This window comes from Psychrobacter sp. AOP7-B1-24, assembly GCF_052376215.1.
Lineage (GTDB): Bacteria > Pseudomonadota > Gammaproteobacteria > Pseudomonadales > Moraxellaceae > Psychrobacter.
Window position 1 is genome coordinate 22,733 of sequence record NZ_JBQSVL010000014.1, and the last position, 16,578, is coordinate 39,310.

Annotated in this window: 10 protein-coding genes; 5 read left to right on the plus strand and 5 right to left on the minus strand. The window is 41.8% G+C overall.

Going from position 1 to position 16,578, the window contains the following annotated elements:
- Positions 1 to 45: 45 nt before the first annotated feature.
- Together ACT3QP_RS04940 and ACT3QP_RS04945 are read right to left on the minus strand one after the other, a co-directional pair.
- Positions 46 to 534 carry a chorismate--pyruvate lyase family protein gene (locus tag ACT3QP_RS04940; protein ID WP_442073395.1) on the minus strand — a complete coding sequence of 163 codons (489 nt, stop codon included), beginning with the start codon at positions 532 to 534 and terminating at the stop codon, positions 46 to 48.
- 51 nt (positions 535 to 585) lie between these two features.
- Positions 586 to 1,950 carry a GNAT family N-acetyltransferase gene (locus ACT3QP_RS04945; protein ID WP_444524684.1) on the minus strand — a complete coding sequence of 455 codons (1,365 nt, stop codon included), beginning with the start codon at positions 1,948 to 1,950 and terminating at the stop codon, positions 586 to 588.
- A 591-nt stretch (positions 1,951 to 2,541) separates the two neighbouring features.
- Here ACT3QP_RS04945 and ACT3QP_RS04950 point away from each other — a divergent pair.
- From ACT3QP_RS04950 to copM, 3 genes are all read left to right on the plus strand, one after another.
- Positions 2,542 to 4,761 carry an NADP-dependent isocitrate dehydrogenase gene (locus tag ACT3QP_RS04950; RefSeq protein ID WP_444524685.1) on the plus strand — a complete coding sequence of 740 codons (2,220 nt, stop codon included), beginning with the start codon at positions 2,542 to 2,544 and terminating at the stop codon, positions 4,759 to 4,761.
- 847 nt (positions 4,762 to 5,608) lie between these two features.
- Entirely contained in the window at positions 5,609 to 6,217 is a 609-nt protein-coding gene (locus ACT3QP_RS04955) for a pseudouridine synthase (protein ID WP_444524686.1), read from the plus strand.
- Between the two features lie 177 nt (positions 6,218 to 6,394).
- A complete protein-coding gene (copM, locus tag ACT3QP_RS04960) occupies positions 6,395 to 7,231 on the plus strand; it encodes a CopM family metallochaperone (protein WP_444518981.1) in 837 nt (278 codons plus the stop codon).
- Between the two features lie 153 nt (positions 7,232 to 7,384).
- Here copM and ACT3QP_RS04965 read toward each other — a convergent pair whose 3' ends face one another.
- Entirely contained in the window at positions 7,385 to 9,307 is a 1,923-nt protein-coding gene (locus ACT3QP_RS04965; protein WP_444524704.1) for a M61 family metallopeptidase, read from the minus strand.
- A gap of 413 nt (positions 9,308 to 9,720) precedes the next feature.
- On the opposite strand from ACT3QP_RS04965, the gene ACT3QP_RS04970 reads away from it, so the two are divergent.
- Positions 9,721 to 10,206, plus strand: a complete 486-nt coding sequence (locus ACT3QP_RS04970) for an FKBP-type peptidyl-prolyl cis-trans isomerase (RefSeq protein ID WP_192519662.1) — start codon at positions 9,721 to 9,723, stop codon at positions 10,204 to 10,206.
- Positions 10,207 to 10,818: 612 nt separating this feature from the next.
- On the opposite strand, the gene ACT3QP_RS04975 is transcribed toward ACT3QP_RS04970, so the two are convergent.
- The gene (locus ACT3QP_RS04975; RefSeq protein WP_444524687.1) at positions 10,819 to 13,029 is read right to left on the minus strand and encodes a carboxy terminal-processing peptidase; all 2,211 of its coding nucleotides are present in this window, start codon (positions 13,027 to 13,029) and stop codon (positions 10,819 to 10,821) included.
- A gap of 540 nt (positions 13,030 to 13,569) precedes the next feature.
- Between ACT3QP_RS04975 and nagZ the strand changes: the two genes are divergently transcribed.
- Entirely contained in the window at positions 13,570 to 14,655 is a 1,086-nt protein-coding gene (gene nagZ / locus ACT3QP_RS04980) for a beta-N-acetylhexosaminidase (protein WP_444524688.1), read from the plus strand.
- A 113-nt stretch (positions 14,656 to 14,768) separates the two neighbouring features.
- Here nagZ and ACT3QP_RS04985 read toward each other — a convergent pair whose 3' ends face one another.
- A complete protein-coding gene (locus ACT3QP_RS04985) occupies positions 14,769 to 16,346 on the minus strand; it encodes an OmpA family protein (protein WP_444524689.1) in 1,578 nt (525 codons plus the stop codon).
- Between the last annotated feature and the right edge of the window lie 232 nt (positions 16,347 to 16,578).

Below are 16,578 nucleotides of genomic sequence, written 5' to 3' on the forward strand. Positions count from 1 at the left end.
TATTTTACTTCATATGGGGCGTGTTATTTATGGTAATACCCTTTGCTAAAAACTGGGCAGAAAAGTCTCGCTAATCATAAATTGACGCCCATACCAATCATAACGAGTATGTCGTTGCCAACCCTCTGCCGTGTGACAAATAGACCGCTGATTGGGCAGAGTGCGACGCCGCTTAAATAGTACGTAACCAATGGGTGTGCCTTTGAGCTGCTGCAATCGCCGTGCGCGACCTTTTAGACTAGATAACGGAAAGATGCTTTGAGCCGCGACCCATGGCAACTCATCATCACCGTATAAATTCACCTCACGCACCCATGCCAGCATCGGACGGTTCAGTGCCATCCCTTGTAGCCCTAATTGCTGCTTTTGCATCAAAGACAGCTGACGATAACCCTCAAAGCTGCGGGTAACGCGCAAAGGTTGCCCCGCTTTGACTTCTAGCAAGGCTGTTAACGAGCCTTTGGCATGCAGCCATGGCAATAATTCAGGTGGCGGTACATTTTGGAAAGATAGTACAGAATAACGATTGGTCATAATTCACAGCTAATATTAATGATGGGATGCTACCAATAAGAATACAAATACCTATTCCAAAAAATCAGGCATATTATCAGCGTTAAAAGGCAATGCTTCATGGGCTTGCTGTCGGTATTGCGCCATATGATGACGATCTTGGGTACAAAAATTGGCGATAGCTGGCACAAAACGTGGATCGTAAATGCGATGTAACGAATGCGTTTTGGTTGGCACAAAGCCTCGTATCAGCTTATGCTCCCCTTGCGTACCTGGGTCAAAGTAGCTCAAACTTTGCTCGATAGCAAACTCAATACCTTGGTAATAGCACAGCTCAAAATGCAAACTGTCATATTCACCCAGCGCACCCCAATAACGCCCGTACAGAGTCGCATTATCATCAATATCACCACCAACACTGCCGCTATCAGATTTATCGTATAAGAACAGACTACTGGCAATGATTTCACCGGCATCATTGAGTGCTTGTGCCAGCATCAGATGCTCTGGCATGCTTTGTGCTAATTCCATAAAAAAATCTATCGTCAGGTAAGGATGTTGACCTCGCACCGCATACGTCATCACATAGCAGTGATAAAATGCCTTCCAATCAGCATCGGTAATATCTGCACCACATTTTCGGTAACAGGTGATGCCTTGCTCAGCAACTTTACGACGCTCTGCCCGAATGGTTTTACGTTTTTTGGCTTTTAACGTCATTAAAAATGCGTCAAAGTCCGCAAAAGGCTGACTGTCATTGAGCAAATCTTTATTTTGCCACAAAAACTGACAGCCTTGACGTTCAAGTATAGGCATCTCAATAGCGGTCGCTTCTAAACCGTTTTGGGTAGATTGGGCGGCGAGCGCTCGTTCTACATCGACACCTGTCGGCATAGCATCGTTAGCGACATTGACCATTTCAGGTGTGACAAATAAACCGTGCCAACTTGAGGCACCGACTTGCTGAGCAATGTCATCTACGCCAGCAATAGCGGTCTTTATAATGTCTGCACTTAGGCTCTCACCTTCAGCTAGCCACAAACGCTGACCAGTAATGGGGGTATATGGCGCACTGGTGACCAGTCGCGGATAGTAATCAACTCCATAACGCGCATACGCCTCCGCCCATGAGTGATCAAAAACAAACTCACCTCGATGATGACCTTTTACAAACACAGGCATAACTGCCACTGGATGCGTGATGTCTACTTCAGCGGTATTTTCTACTGCTGTGGTTTCAGCACTTTCTGCGTCTGGCAAATCATCGACTTCATAAACAACGATAAAAATAGGTAACCACCCTGCTGCTTCACCGATAGCACCTGTGTCCGTCAATGCCTGCCAAAAAGCAAATGACATAAAAGGCGTGTCAGGCGTTTGCCAATTTGTTAAGCCCTGCCAGCTAGTATCACTGAGTAATGCATACTGTAAACTCATAAGATTCACTATTTTTTGCTTTTTATTAGCTGTTAGCCTAACAAATTTTTGTGTGCATGCTGTCACAATTTGCAAAAACTTATCTATATCCAATAAAAAACCACCGACTATAATGTAGGTGGTTTTTATAACAATGCAAATATTCTACACCTTATATACGCAATAAAAGCCAATGAAAAGACAGTAGTTGCATGGAAAAGATGATATCAAAGCTGATGACTGATAGAATAAGGTTGTTATTAGCTTATAATAATTTGAACACATAGGGTATGTATGAACATAGTATAATTAGTTCATTATACAAGATTGACATCATAGCTCGTTTGTAGTCAATCAACTATAATATAAACTTAGTGATTTATGACTCTCAGGCAGTCACGTGTAGACAGTCAAAAAATCACATTACCCTAATGACTATTAACAAATGCAAGTAAAAGAAAAACTTAAGTGATTTCTAATCATTTATTAGAGATGACACATGATGTACTTGATCCAATCATATAATTTGTTTGTACGTAGTATTTTCAAACTGTATTCGACATTATATGTATGCATTATTCTTAACGACAACTAAAGGGATACCCGATTACAATGTCAAAAATCATTTATACAAAAACTGACGAAGCCCCAGCGCTAGCGACCCTGTCATTTTTACCCATTGTTGAGGCCTTTGCCCAAACAGCAGGCGTTTCTGTTGAAACCACTGATATCTCAGTCGCCGCTCGAGTGTTGGCTGAATTCCCTGAGTACCTAACTGAAGAGCAGCGCGTACCTGACAACTTAGCGGAGCTAGGTCGCCTGACACAAGATCCAGATACCAACATTATCAAACTGCCAAACATCAGTGCTTCTGTACAACAGCTCAAAGCATGTATCAAAGAGTTGCAAAGCAAAGGGTTTGCCATTCCTGATTTTCCAGAAGATCCACAAACTGACGAAGAAAAAGCATTACGTAAGCGTTATGGTAAAAGTTTAGGCAGTTCAGTTAACCCTGTCCTACGTGAAGGTAACTCAGATCGCCGCGCACCAAAAGCCGTTAAAAACTATGCACGTAAGCATCCACACTCTATGGGTGAATGGAAACAGTGGTCAAGCACGCACGTATCACACATGCACGGTGGCGATTTTTATGATGGCGAGCAGTCTATCACTTTAGATAAAGCTCGTACTGTACGTATGGACCTACTACTTGATGATGGCACCACAAAAGTCTTAAAGCCTGAGATTGCTCTGCTTGATAAAGAAGTCATCGACCTGATGGTCATGAGCAAAAAATCACTGCTAGAGTTTTATGAGCGTGAAATGGAAGATTGCCGCGAAGCTGGTATCTTGTTCTCATTACACGTAAAAGCCACCATGATGAAAGTGTCTCACCCTATCGTATTTGGCCACGCAGTTCGTATCTACTACAAAGAAGCCTTTGAGAAACATGGTGCTTTCTTTGATGAGCTAGGCATCAACGTCAACAACGGCATGGCCGATCTGTATGACAAAATCTCAAAACTACCAGCCTCAAAGCGTGAAGAGATCGAACAAGACTTGCATGCGTGCCAAGAGCATCGTCCACGTCTAGCGATGGTTGACTCTTCAAAAGGTATTACTAACTTCCACTCACCAAGTGATGTGATCGTTGATGCCTCTATGCCAGCGATGATCCGTTCAGGTGGTAAAATGTGGGGCGCTGATGGCAAAATGTATGATTGTAAAGCCGTCATGCCTGAGTCTACCTTTGCACGTATTTACCAAGAGATGATTAATTTCTGCAAATGGCATGGTAACTTTGATCCGAAAACCATGGGCACGGTTCCTAACGTTGGCTTGATGGCACAAAAAGCCGAAGAGTATGGTTCACACGATAAAACGTTTGAGTCTAGCGATGCAGGTATTGCGCGTATTGTTGATATTAATACCGATGAAGTCTTGCTAGAAAAACGTGTGGAAAAAGGTGATATCTGGCGCATGTGTCAGGTCAAAGATGCGCCTATCCAAGATTGGGTCAAACTTGCCGTACGCCGCGCGCGCGAATCAGATACCCCAGTTATCTTCTGGCTTGACCCATACCGTCCGCACGAAAATGAGCTGATCAAAAAAGTTGAAACGTACTTAAAAGAGTATGACACTGAAGGCCTACACATCGAAATCATGTCACAAGTACGTGCCATGCGCTATACCTTAGAGCGTGTCGCTCGTGGTCTTGATACCATCTCTGCTACTGGTAACATTCTACGTGACTATCTCACTGATCTGTTCCCAATTTTAGAACTAGGCACCAGTGCTAAAATGCTGTCTGTTGTTCCATTAATGAAGGGTGGCGGTTTGTTTGAAACCGGTGCAGGCGGTTCAGCACCTAAGCACGTTGAACAGCTAACAGAAGAAAACCACTTACGTTGGGATTCATTGGGCGAGTTCTTAGCCTTAACAGTATCTTTGGAGCATTTGGCAGAACATGACAAAAATGCTAAAGCCAAAGTATTAGCAGACACACTAGATACAGCGACAGAAAAGCTGCTATTAAATGACAAATCACCATCACGTAAGACTGGTGAGTTAGATAACCGTGGCAGCCACTTCTATCTAGCTATGTACTGGGCTGAAGAGCTAGCAGCACAAGATCAAGATAGCGAGCTAAAAGCGAAATTCACACCATTGGCGCAAAAGCTCAAAGAAAATGAAGCTGCCATTGTTGAAGAGCTTAACTCAGTTCAAGGCAAACCTGTAGATATCAAAGGCTACTACTATGCCGATGAAACATTGGCCAAACAAGCAATGCGCCCAAGTGCTTTGTTTAATGAAGCATTAGCATCGCTGTAATAGCTAAGCGATTATATTTAGGCTATTAAGTCTTAATAAACAAAACACCTCAACCCTCTTATGGCGTTGAGGTGTTTTTTTATGTGTCTTCTACAAGTTTTGTAGAGAGTCAAATAAAAAACACTTACATAAGTAGCTGGGGGTGGATACACATCTATAAACCATACTACTCAAAGCTTAAATACTCTTAGGAAATACCCATCGTGGATTATCGCTTTACCAAAAACAAAACTTCTTAGTTGTCTGTTAGATATCGCAAGCGTCACTGGCATTCTGTTATGCTAGCTATTTTATTATAATAGTGTTTTAGACACTCATTAACTAAACAAACTTGAAGACAACAACTGCTCTTACATACAGCACATTTATGTATCAAAAATATGAATACTATTTTTACAAAATGACTTTAGAGTGTGTTGAACATTCAAATATTATTTTGGTATTGATCTAGGGCGTGTCTTCATTTCAAAAATGGTGATAAAAATGAGATAAATTGTCGTCAAACAAGAAAAATAGCGCAGATAATATCGAGATATTAACCAGCTATTTGACGATGTTTGGCAAGATTTAGCCATTTTCAGCCCATTTAGATGACTATCGGGTGAATTGAAGACACGCCCTAGTGTTATAAGCAAACATGTAAACTATATAGTTACGTTTAAATAATTTCGATACAAAAAAACCGAGTGCAAGCTATACACTATTATGGTTGGCGAGGATGACGATGTAGCGGATTTACATGAGATTGGCTATAGTAATTAACCTATAGCTACTTTTAGCTTATTTTTAGTATCAGATATCTGTTGTAATAACTCACTAACGATTTAAATTCAGGAAATATCACTCCATGTCGACTTCTAGTCTCATTATATTTAATAAGCCTTATGGGGTACAAAGCCAGTTCAGAGATGACAGTAATAATAACCATACTACCCTATCCCAGTATTTTACTGATAAATCCTTACGAGTAGCTGGTCGGCTTGATGCTGCTTCAGAAGGTCTGCTGATTTTGACCAATGATGGACGCGTCAATAAAGCGATTACCCATCCACCCAAAGCTAATGCCGGGCGCAAACAAGGCAAGACTTACTTGGTGCAAGTCGAAGGAGTTCCAACTCCTGAACAACTAAAAGCGCTGCAAAATGGCGTGGTGCTAAAAGATGGCAAAACCATCCCTGCTGAGGTAAAACATATCAGTGCAGATGATCTACCGATGCCGCTATGGCAACGTGATCCACCGATACGTGAGCGTAAAAGTGTGCCAGACTCATGGTTGATGATAACTATTTATGAAGGTAAAAACCGTCAAGTGAGACGCATGACTGCACATGTGGGACTGCCTTGCTTGCGTTTGATACGTTGGTCAGTTGCAGGGTTTAAATTGAATGATTTAGCAGTTGGTGAGTCTATACGAATTCATTTAGATAGTGCGCACTTCCAGCAGCTAGGTATTTAAGACTAACCTACCGTCAATCCCATACACATCGAATACGGGCTCAAGAAAATAGCTTACGACCTATTAAACAGAGTGTCTCGAACGAGTAAGGTTTGTCTGTTAAGCTTAAACACATCATTGGTTATGTATAATAGGCCACATTTATTTATTATTGATTTTTTATTTTAGGAATATCTCATGATTGCTTCTCATCGTTTTGTGTTATTGGCCACCAGTATTTCTACTGCACTTATACTGAGTGCCTGTCAGCCGAAAACAGAAAATAGCGAAGCAAGTCTTGACGAAGAGACCATCTCACCCGTAACAGACATGGCTGAAACCCCTGAGGAAAACGATGCTAATGACCTGTCAGAAGACGAAGATACCATAGACGAAAGCCAAATGACGGATGAGCTCAGAGATTACACAAGAGCGATGACAAGAATGCATGATGAAATGATGATTGGCATGAGTTATAACGATCCTGATACCGCCTTTGCTAAAGCGATGCTTGGTCATCATCGTGGTGCGATAGAAATGGCAAAAATTCAACTGAAATATGGCAGTGATGAAGAGATACGCCAACTGGCTCAAGATATTATTGACAATCAGCAAGTAGAGATCGCTATTTTAAATAAGTGGCTTGCCAGCCACCCTGATACCGTCAAGCCTAAACCCAATACTGAGGCCATGCAAGAAGCCTATGCAAGAAGTATGGATGTCTTGAATGGTGACATGGTATTAGGAATTGCAGATCCCGTACCTGATATGGCATTTGCGCGCGGCATGCTACCGCATCATATTAGCGCGGTAGAAATGGCAAAAATTCAACTGGAATACGGTACTAATGAAGAGATGCGTCAGCTCGCTAAAGATATCATTGACGCACAGCAAGCTGAAATTCAGTTAATGCAAAACTGGATTGCTGCTTTAGAAGTTATTAATAATGAGCCTAAAGCCAACAATAGCGCAATTGATGATGATACCAACAGCACTGATAATGATGAAGTACAAATTGAGCAGCCAGTGAATTAGACTTTAAGGTCTATAAAATATAGCGAATTGCTGATAACTCTTCGCCATAAACCTAGCCATCCTGCACCAAATCTGTTTTTGGTACAGGGTGGCGCTTAATATCTGATTGTCAGTAGCTACTATAACACTTACGGATAGAAAAACTCTCGATACTCAATAGCGGCTCATGGCATTGAGCCATGCTTGCCAATCCTCCTCTATTAAATCCTGTTTATCATTGGTATTGGACAGTGTCATGCCTTTGATTAAATGCAGACTGACTTTATATGGAACAGTCGTGTCATGACTAGTATCGATACCTTCATCAGCGTCAAGCTCAATAGCCGCTTTAGGTAGTACATTCACACATATCAGTTCATCACGGCGAAATAAGTGACATTCCACGTCACGCGTGGCAGTACTAAGTGATGCTAACTGTTTTGTATCAGCTTTGATACCGTCAATCGCTACGATAATATCATTCGCTGATATACCAGCTTTAGCAGCTGCACTCTCACGCTGTACGCGATTGACCTTCAGTCCTGCTGGTGTTTCCGTACAGCGCATGCCCCACGGCACATGCTTATCAGCAGTCTCTTTGGTATTGGCACGTATTTTAGTGCCATTGGCCGCCAACAGTGCCTCGATAGGGAGCTCTTCAACACCATTGACATATCGACGCTCAAAATCCTCCCAAACAGTTAGTGGTATAAACTGCCCAATTACCGCACCCATATCAGCACTATTGATACCAACTCGTTTGTTGTCGTTTTGCTTGGCTTGCGTATAAAAATCCTTAACCACATCAAACAGACGATAGCGACCATCTGTGTGTTGCAGCAGTATTAAATCCAAACACAAGGCTACCAACGCTCCTTTATTGTAGTAGCTGATACCAGCATTGTTTGTATTCTCATCATTGCGATACAACTTAATCCAAGCATCAAAGCTCGACTCTGCAACGCTTTGGTGCGCACGACCAGCCGTTTGATAATAACGATTGATCTGTTCGGCTAATAATTTAAGATAGCTTTCCTTATCAATCACACCTGACGCTTGCAACATAAAATCGTCGATATAAGAGGTAAAACCTTCAAACACCCATAGCAATGGCGTAAAAGCTTCACGACGCAAATCGACATCTAACATTACATCTGGACGTACTGTTTTAACCCACCATGCGTGAAAATACTCATGGCTACACAAACCTAAAAAGCGCTGATACTCAGCACTTGGGATTTTTGGCTCATCGACACTTGGCAAATCACGGCGCGGAATGATCAAACTGGTCGAATTGATATGTTCCAAACCGCCATAATCTTGACCACTGGCAAACGTCATAAAAGTATAATCATTAAACGGTGCATCGCCCAGCCAGTCTAAGTACGTCTGACAAATTTGAGTGACGTCTTGCTGGACTCTGCCCATATCAGCACTGTGTTTACCAGCCAAATAGAAGCTGTGAGGTAACGCTTGATGCGTATCATCTTGAACAATAAAATCAAACTTATCTTGTTCTGCGATTTCAAAAGGATAATCAATCAGCTCATGATAGCTTTCAGCTTGTAACCCATAACTGTGCTGAGCGTCGGTTTTTAAATGCACAGACTCTAAGCCCGAGGCTAACTGTACATGATCTTCCTTTTTATCTGCAAAGAATGTGGCCGGTACGATTAAGCTCACCGTGACAGCCGTATCTTCTTGCCCTGATACTGCCAATGCAAGTGAAGTGAAGTTACCATACAATCGCTGCTGATCGACATAAGCGGTACGTACCGACAGATCATAACAATAAACTTCATAGTGCACGACTACTGTCTGTCCTGTTTTAATATGCGGCAGCGCCCAAGTATGTTTGTCTATTTTTTGGCCACGATACCTCTCGGACTTTTTGTTATCGCCTACTATTTGGCTATCTAACACTTCATAATGCACAGCGGTAATGTTTCGAGCAAACTCACGCATCAAATAACTGCCCGGTATCCATGCTGGTAACCAAAGCTGGGGAACGTCAATCGTTGCGGTAAAGCTAAGCGATACATCAACCAAATGTTCACAGAAACGCTTAAAATCGAATCGATAGCTAATATTAGGCATCGTATTCGAATCATTATTATTAAAACTATTCTTGATGTTATTGGTTACTACTGACTGATTGCTAGTAACTGAAGTCATGGTCATTTCATCCTTATTTTTATAGTTATGTTAGAGAGCCTTACCCAAAAACGCAAATGCCAAACTAGCAACACCTTATAACCGTCTTCAAACGATGAAAAGCAAAAATTTTTCTATAAAATATGGCATTTATTAGGATTAAATAGCATTTTTTCGTACTTTTACCTTGAAAGTTATATGTAGCATCTCAATTAAAGATGCTAACTGTTAAAGTTACTTTAATAAACTGATGATAATTGACTCATGACGTGGCTATTTGGCTTGCTAATTGAATTTTTTAGGTTTATTGCAACCGTATTTAATTTTTTACATAGATATAATATTTAGGATAATTTATGACTACTATCGCAAAAGATACAGCCGTCAAATTCAATTACACACTAAAAGACGACGAAGGCAACATCCTTGACCAATCACCAGAAGGTCAACCACTTGCCTATTTGCATGGCCATAGCAACATTATTCCAGGTCTTGAAAAACAGCTAGAAGGTAAATCTGCTGGCGAACAAGTAAATGCTGTTGTTGAGCCTGCTGATGGCTACGGCGAATACCAAGAGCAAGCGGTACAGCACGTACCACGTGAAAACTTCCAAGGCGTTGATGACATCCAACCTGGTATGCAGTTTCAGTCAGAAGCTGGCGGCCAAGTAATGCTAGTGACCGTTACTGACGTAAACGACAAAGAAGTAACGGTTGATGCAAACCATCCATTGGCTGGTAAGCGTCTAACGTTTGACGTTGAAGTTCAAGAAGTACGTGCAGCAACTGAAGACGAACTAAACCATGGCCATGTGCATGGTGCTGGTGGCGTTGAGCACTAATCTATTCTAAAGAATAGTAAGAAAAGATGAGGTGATAAGCTATTATCATTTTATCTAAAAAGTCAGTAGTTATCGCTACTGGCTTTTTTTGTGCCTGTTTTTAGGCCTATAACTTATAGAAAATACTACTAAGGCTTTATGTCGTCAAACTGTATGCCGTCAGATACGGTTGATTCAGTTAAAGATAAATATCAAGCAATCGGGTATAAGCGTATATGTGATACCTCAAGCGAGGTCAACGCTGTAGCTCCGCTCCTTTATAGATGATAGACAATAAAGAATAAGTATGTCGTCATAAACCTGTTGACTACTACCCTTCAAACATAACAAAGCCGCATAACGACAAGCGTTATGCGGCTTTTATCATTAACCATCCATGTCATCGTTAAAAGATACCTAATCCCGGGGTATTTTCTAACTATTTCGGGCATCCAGCCCTATCATCCTTAATCAGCAAACCATCTATCCTTGATGCGACTTTTAAGATACCAATCCCTAGTACCAATGAACCTATTCGTTCAGTCGTGCCGTACAGTTATAATCGCAGATTGACCCATAGTTAGTAAGAGGTATAAACGTCTATTAACGTAAGCATATGCTTACATGAACCTGTTACAACTTATCTTCTGGACTTAGCAGCATTTCAGGTTTAGCACTGAGCATGATATAAGCCGCTTCGTTGATGAAGACTTCATCTTCAGGTAACTCTGGGCGCTCACTGGCTTTCATACGGCTACGTTCTTCAAACTTTGCATCCATGGCTGCTTGATAAGTGTTCCAATTTGCATAAGGACGCTCTCCAGTAGCAATGAGGCGTTTGTTTTCAGCTTCTAATGAACGCTTTTCAATCAACTTCATCTTAGCTCGGCGACTATTAATATCAAGTTTGATAGGTTTCTTTTCATCTTCCATATCACGAATATCATTCAACGCTGATAAATACACAAACTGTGGATTTTGCTCTTGACGAATTTTAGACTGTTGATTAAGAGTCGCTAATGTATCACTAGTAAACTTCCCTTCAGGCTTGTAAGGAGCTGTTTTGATAGTATCCCAAGGAAGTGCTTTTTTCTGTGCTCGCTCACCAAAGGTTGCATCATCATAGATATTGACCAATTCAACATCAGGCACAACGCCTTTATTTTGCGTACTACCACCAGTCACTCGATAAAACTTGCGCTGCGTTAAAGTAGCAGAACCCAACGCCAAACTATCTAGCTGAATTTGAGCAGAACCTTTACCTGTCGTGGTACTACCAACGACCAGGCCACGACCATAATCTTGAATAGCCGCTGCAAATATCTCGCTGGCTGATGCAGAGGCTAAGTTGGTAATGACCGTCATATCACCATCATAAAGCTGCTCACCACCATCGTCATCACGGTAGACTTGAACATTGCCACGATTGTCACGGATTTGTACCATAGGTCCGCTTTTAATAAAGAAGCCAAGCATTTTAGCCACTTCATCTAACGAACCGCCTGGGTTATTACGTAAATCAACAACTAGCCCATCGATGTTTTCTTTGTTCAAGGCTTTCAGCGCATTTTCGGTATCGATACTGACACTGCGATAGTCTTCACCATTACGGCGTGCTTGATAATTGAGATAAAAACTTGGAATTTCTAGGACACCAATACGCTTCGGCGTTTTATCAATATTAGGGCGCTGCACTTCTACAACGCGATGGGTCACGCCCGATTCTTCTTGCTGAATGATATCGCGTACCACAGTTACCGTACGAGCACTGGCATCAGGTGTATTAGGCTGGCGTAGTTTAAGCGTTACTGAGGTACCGCGCTTACCACGAATCAAACCGACAATTTCGCGGGTTGACCAACCCACTACATCTGTCATGGTCTCACCGTCTTTTGCAATACCAACAATCAAATCATTGGGTTTGATTTGACCAGACTTAGCCGCTGGTCCTCCATCTACTAAGGTCACAATACGAGTATAATCTGGATTTTTACGATCTGGACGAATAGATACACCGATTCCTTCTAACTGTAAACTGGATTGAATTTGCAACTCAGTTGCCTGAATTGGTGCATAATAATTACTGTGTGGATCGTATGTCAGCATCGCTGTATTGAGAACCGTTTCCATGATTTCATCATTAGTAAGGCGTTGTGACTGCTCTTGCTGGCGTGACAAACGATTTAATAAAATTTCACTTGGTGTTCGCTGATCATTGCGAACCAAGTCTTGTCCACGCGTAATGTCTGGATTATCCAAGAAAACTTGTTCTTTGGCTTTTTCGTCTTCTTGACCAAGCGTAATACTTATCAAACTAAATTTTAACTGGCGTGCCCAATAGTCACGCTGCTCTTTTTTGGTTTTGAAATGATTAAGCTTTTCGCGATCAAGCACGATTGTGTCGTCACCAGTCAAGTCGATATCAGTTTTTAGCATTTTACTTGCCATCTCAAAATACTCTTTTGAGCGCTTACGATAGCGCTCAAAAACATCGACTCCCGCAGACAAATCGCCACGCTTGAGCCTAGCACCGAAATCATCGCCATATTTTTTCTTAAACTCATCGACATCAGACTGCAAAAATAATGTATGGTTTGGATCAAGGCTGTCAATATACATGGACAGAATCTCAGCACCAGTTTTACTATCCAGAGGCTGATTGAGATAATGACTACGATCCAACAATGCAGCGACTTGGCGAGTGGTGACTTTTTGTTCAGGAGTTTGTACGAAACTTCCAGTATTGGTGTCGGCTACGGCGGTTCCATAGCTTTGAGCAAGAATGATACCGGCGATGCCCACTGACGCTGCACTGAGTAGCCACTGTGCTGGTTGTTTTTTCATTATATATACCTAGTTATTTTGCGTTAGTAATATTATTTATATTATAAAAACCGAAAGTGATTGAGTTAATTACAACCCATACACTCTACCCTCTCTATGCTTTACTTTAAAGCATTGGTTACCGATATTAAATGTCGCCACTAACTGCCAATATGTACTGTTAAAAATCAATCAATATTATCATAAGCATAAATGCTGGACTGTCTCAAACTGTATAAGCAATATTACACGCTACGCGTGCACATACCAAATTTTCTATTATATTTATCCTACATAATTATTTACGCCTATGATTAATGACTTAGCACCTACCTGCAGTCAAATAATTCTAAAATAGATACAAAGCAGCCGACTGCAGATTGCATATCTAAGGAGAATAACACCGTAGCGGTTTGGTAGCTCACTGATTATACAAATTGATTTGGATTCATCAGTCTGCCATATTATGCTCAATTAATAATAACTGTCATAATAAGAACATATTGACTGTTCATGCTTGTTTTAGCATTACCCATCATATAACACCATAAGGATTACGCAATGTACGGCGTCTTAATGATTGATATCGATAGTACCGCACTGACTGCTGAAGATGTTAGTTTACTCAAGCAGGCACAAGTTGGCGGGGTAATTTTATTCGCTCGAAATGTAGCAGATGCTGCACAAGTGCGAACCTTGTGCGATGACATACGCTATCACAACCCCGATATACTCATCGGTGTCGATCAAGAAGGCGGTCGAGTTGCTCGGTTGCGTCAGGGTTTTACACCCTTGCCTGCTATGGGAAGGCTCGGTGAGTTGTTTAATCAAGACCCAAGCCATGCGCTGAGCCTTGCTTATGACTGTGGTTATCTGATGGCCACAGAAGTGTTGGCGGTCGGGGTAGATTTGAGCTTTGCTCCTGTGCTTGATAGAGATGGTATTAGTCAAGTGATTGGTGACCGTAGCTTTCATCAGGAGCCACAATCCATTATTGCGTTGGCAACTCAGTTTATGCGCGGCATGAAAGCAGCGGGTATGGCAACTACAGGCAAGCACTTCCCTGGTCATGGTGCCATTGCTCCTGATTCACACGTGGCTGAAGCAGTAGATACACGGAGTTTGGACGAGATTATGCAGAGTGATATGCAGCCTTTTGCACAAACACTGCCATGGCTCGATGCTTTAATGCCTGCTCACGTTATTTTTTCGCAAGTCGATGACCAACCAGCAGGATTCTCCAAGATTTGGCTAAAAGACATTATCCGTGATCAACTCGATTTTAATGGCGTTTTATTCTCTGATGATTTATGTATGGCAGGTGCTCAAGCAGCAGGTGATGTCAGCGCACGTGTAAAAGCCGCTATTGAAGCAGGTTGTGATATCGCACTAGTTTGTAATGATCGAGTCGCCGCCCATGAAGCAGCTGAAGCGGCACAAGAGTTGCCCTACCCCAATCAAAATCGTATCAAAACCATGTGTGGCAATATTCCACTATGGCAAGGAGATCTGGAATCTACCTGCCAGCAATTTGAATATTGGCAACAAGCCAAACAGAATGTGACTCAAACCTTTTTTGACACAAAACCTGAGCCGCAAGCGACAAATAATCATGACAGTGCCAAAGACCCTACGGCATATAAGTAGGGCTTGTGAAATATCCATAAATAATAGAATGGCAAATATAAAAAAACAAAAACCGCACTTTTATAAAGTGCGGTTTTTCCATCATGAACTATTTTCACTCAAAATATTATAGATTAGTTTGCTGTGTCTACATCCATATCTTGAGTAACATCATCACTATCTGGTAGCACGTCATCATTATCACTATCAAGAGGATTTAAATCTGGATCAAGCGACTCATTATTGATGGTCATGCCATCATTCGCACTGCTAGGCTCATCATTGACAACAAACTCAATGCGACGATTGTGAAAACGCCCTTGCTCAGTCGAGTTATCAGCGATAGGTTCTGACTCACCCATACCTCTCGTCGTAAGCTTATTGGTATCGACACCTTGCGATACTAAATATTCTTTGACGGCGTTGGCACGCTCACGAGACAGCTCATTATTATGATCATCCGATCCCTGACCATCTGTATGACCGATAATCATCAGCTTGATATCTGGCACTTCGGCGATAATTTTGGCGGCCTGATCAAGTAACTCTTTATTTACCTCCGGCAGCGTTGCGTCATCTACGGAAAAATTAATAATCTGAACACTTAATGCACGAGCCACATCACTTGGATCTGGATTGTCACCAAGATTTTTCATCGCATTAGTTGCAGCGAACAAACTACTCTCTATCTCATCTTTTAAGTCTAATGGCCTCTCAGCCTGCACTTTCATCGCTGGCGCCGCTGCTTTTAAGTCAGCTATTAGCTTGTCCAATGCTAACGCATCAGACGTATTGACAGTGATAGTGTCACCTTCAATAATCATACTAGCATTTGGTACACTTTTTAGAATAGGCAAAACAGTCGTAAGCTGAGCTGCTACTGGCATGTCTACCGTAAAATGATCATCAACATCAGCACGACACTTATTGGCTTCATCACCAAATGCAGCAGTGAGCGCAGCCATTACATTGGTCTGTAGCGTTTCATCGCCCACACTCATACGACAAGCATACAATTCACTGTTTTCATCTGTGGCCACACGTAATGAAGCCGCTTCTACATTACTTGCACCTGCTATCTGTTGTGACATGGCTGGCGTGGCAACAGGCTCAGGGTTTTCTTGGCAACCACGCAGTAACGCCCAAGCCAATGCACTCAAAATAATCAAACCAATGATTGGCAATAGTGCTTTCAAAAACCCACCTTGTTGCTCTTCTTGCTGTGGCTGTGGTGCTGTAGTGGTACTGACCGTATCAGCAAGAGGTTCTTCAACTGCCGCTGTGCTAGCTGATATAGTTCCCGGTAATACAGTGCTTGCCCATGCAGGTATATGCTGTTGGTAGCTGGCAAGATTATCACTCAAAAATTGCGGTACAGGCGTACTACCTGCCAAACTTTTGATTTCATAAAAGGCAAGTGGTGCGGCCATCGCAATCAATCCACGAGAGGCTGTCGCATCGACATCATGCTTACCCGCCAACTCACGAGCAATTTGATCACGTTGTGAGCCATCGGTCCATACACGGTCATAAAACGCTTGGTCATCACGAGCGATATTTTCATCGGCAAAACGGTTATAAGTACTACTGTCCGCTAAGCGAGCCGCAAAAATAGCATAAAACTGTTCAAGTAAATTTTTCCTAGCTGGACTATGGTCATCTTCTAGTACTGCTGGGCTCACTGTTCTAGTCAAATGACTGGTAATATCCATAATATAACGCCCCTATTTATTAGTGTTTATCGATATAGCTAGACATCATGATGATATAAAGTAAAAGCTTTCATCTTACTTAAACCAACTATACATAAAAATTTCTGAACCAAATTCTATTTTCATTATTATAAAAGTATTAAGTCAACAATCAACAATCAACAATCAACACGTTGTTGTGTAAATGATACGTTAGATAATATGTTGATTGTCAAACATCATTATAAATAAA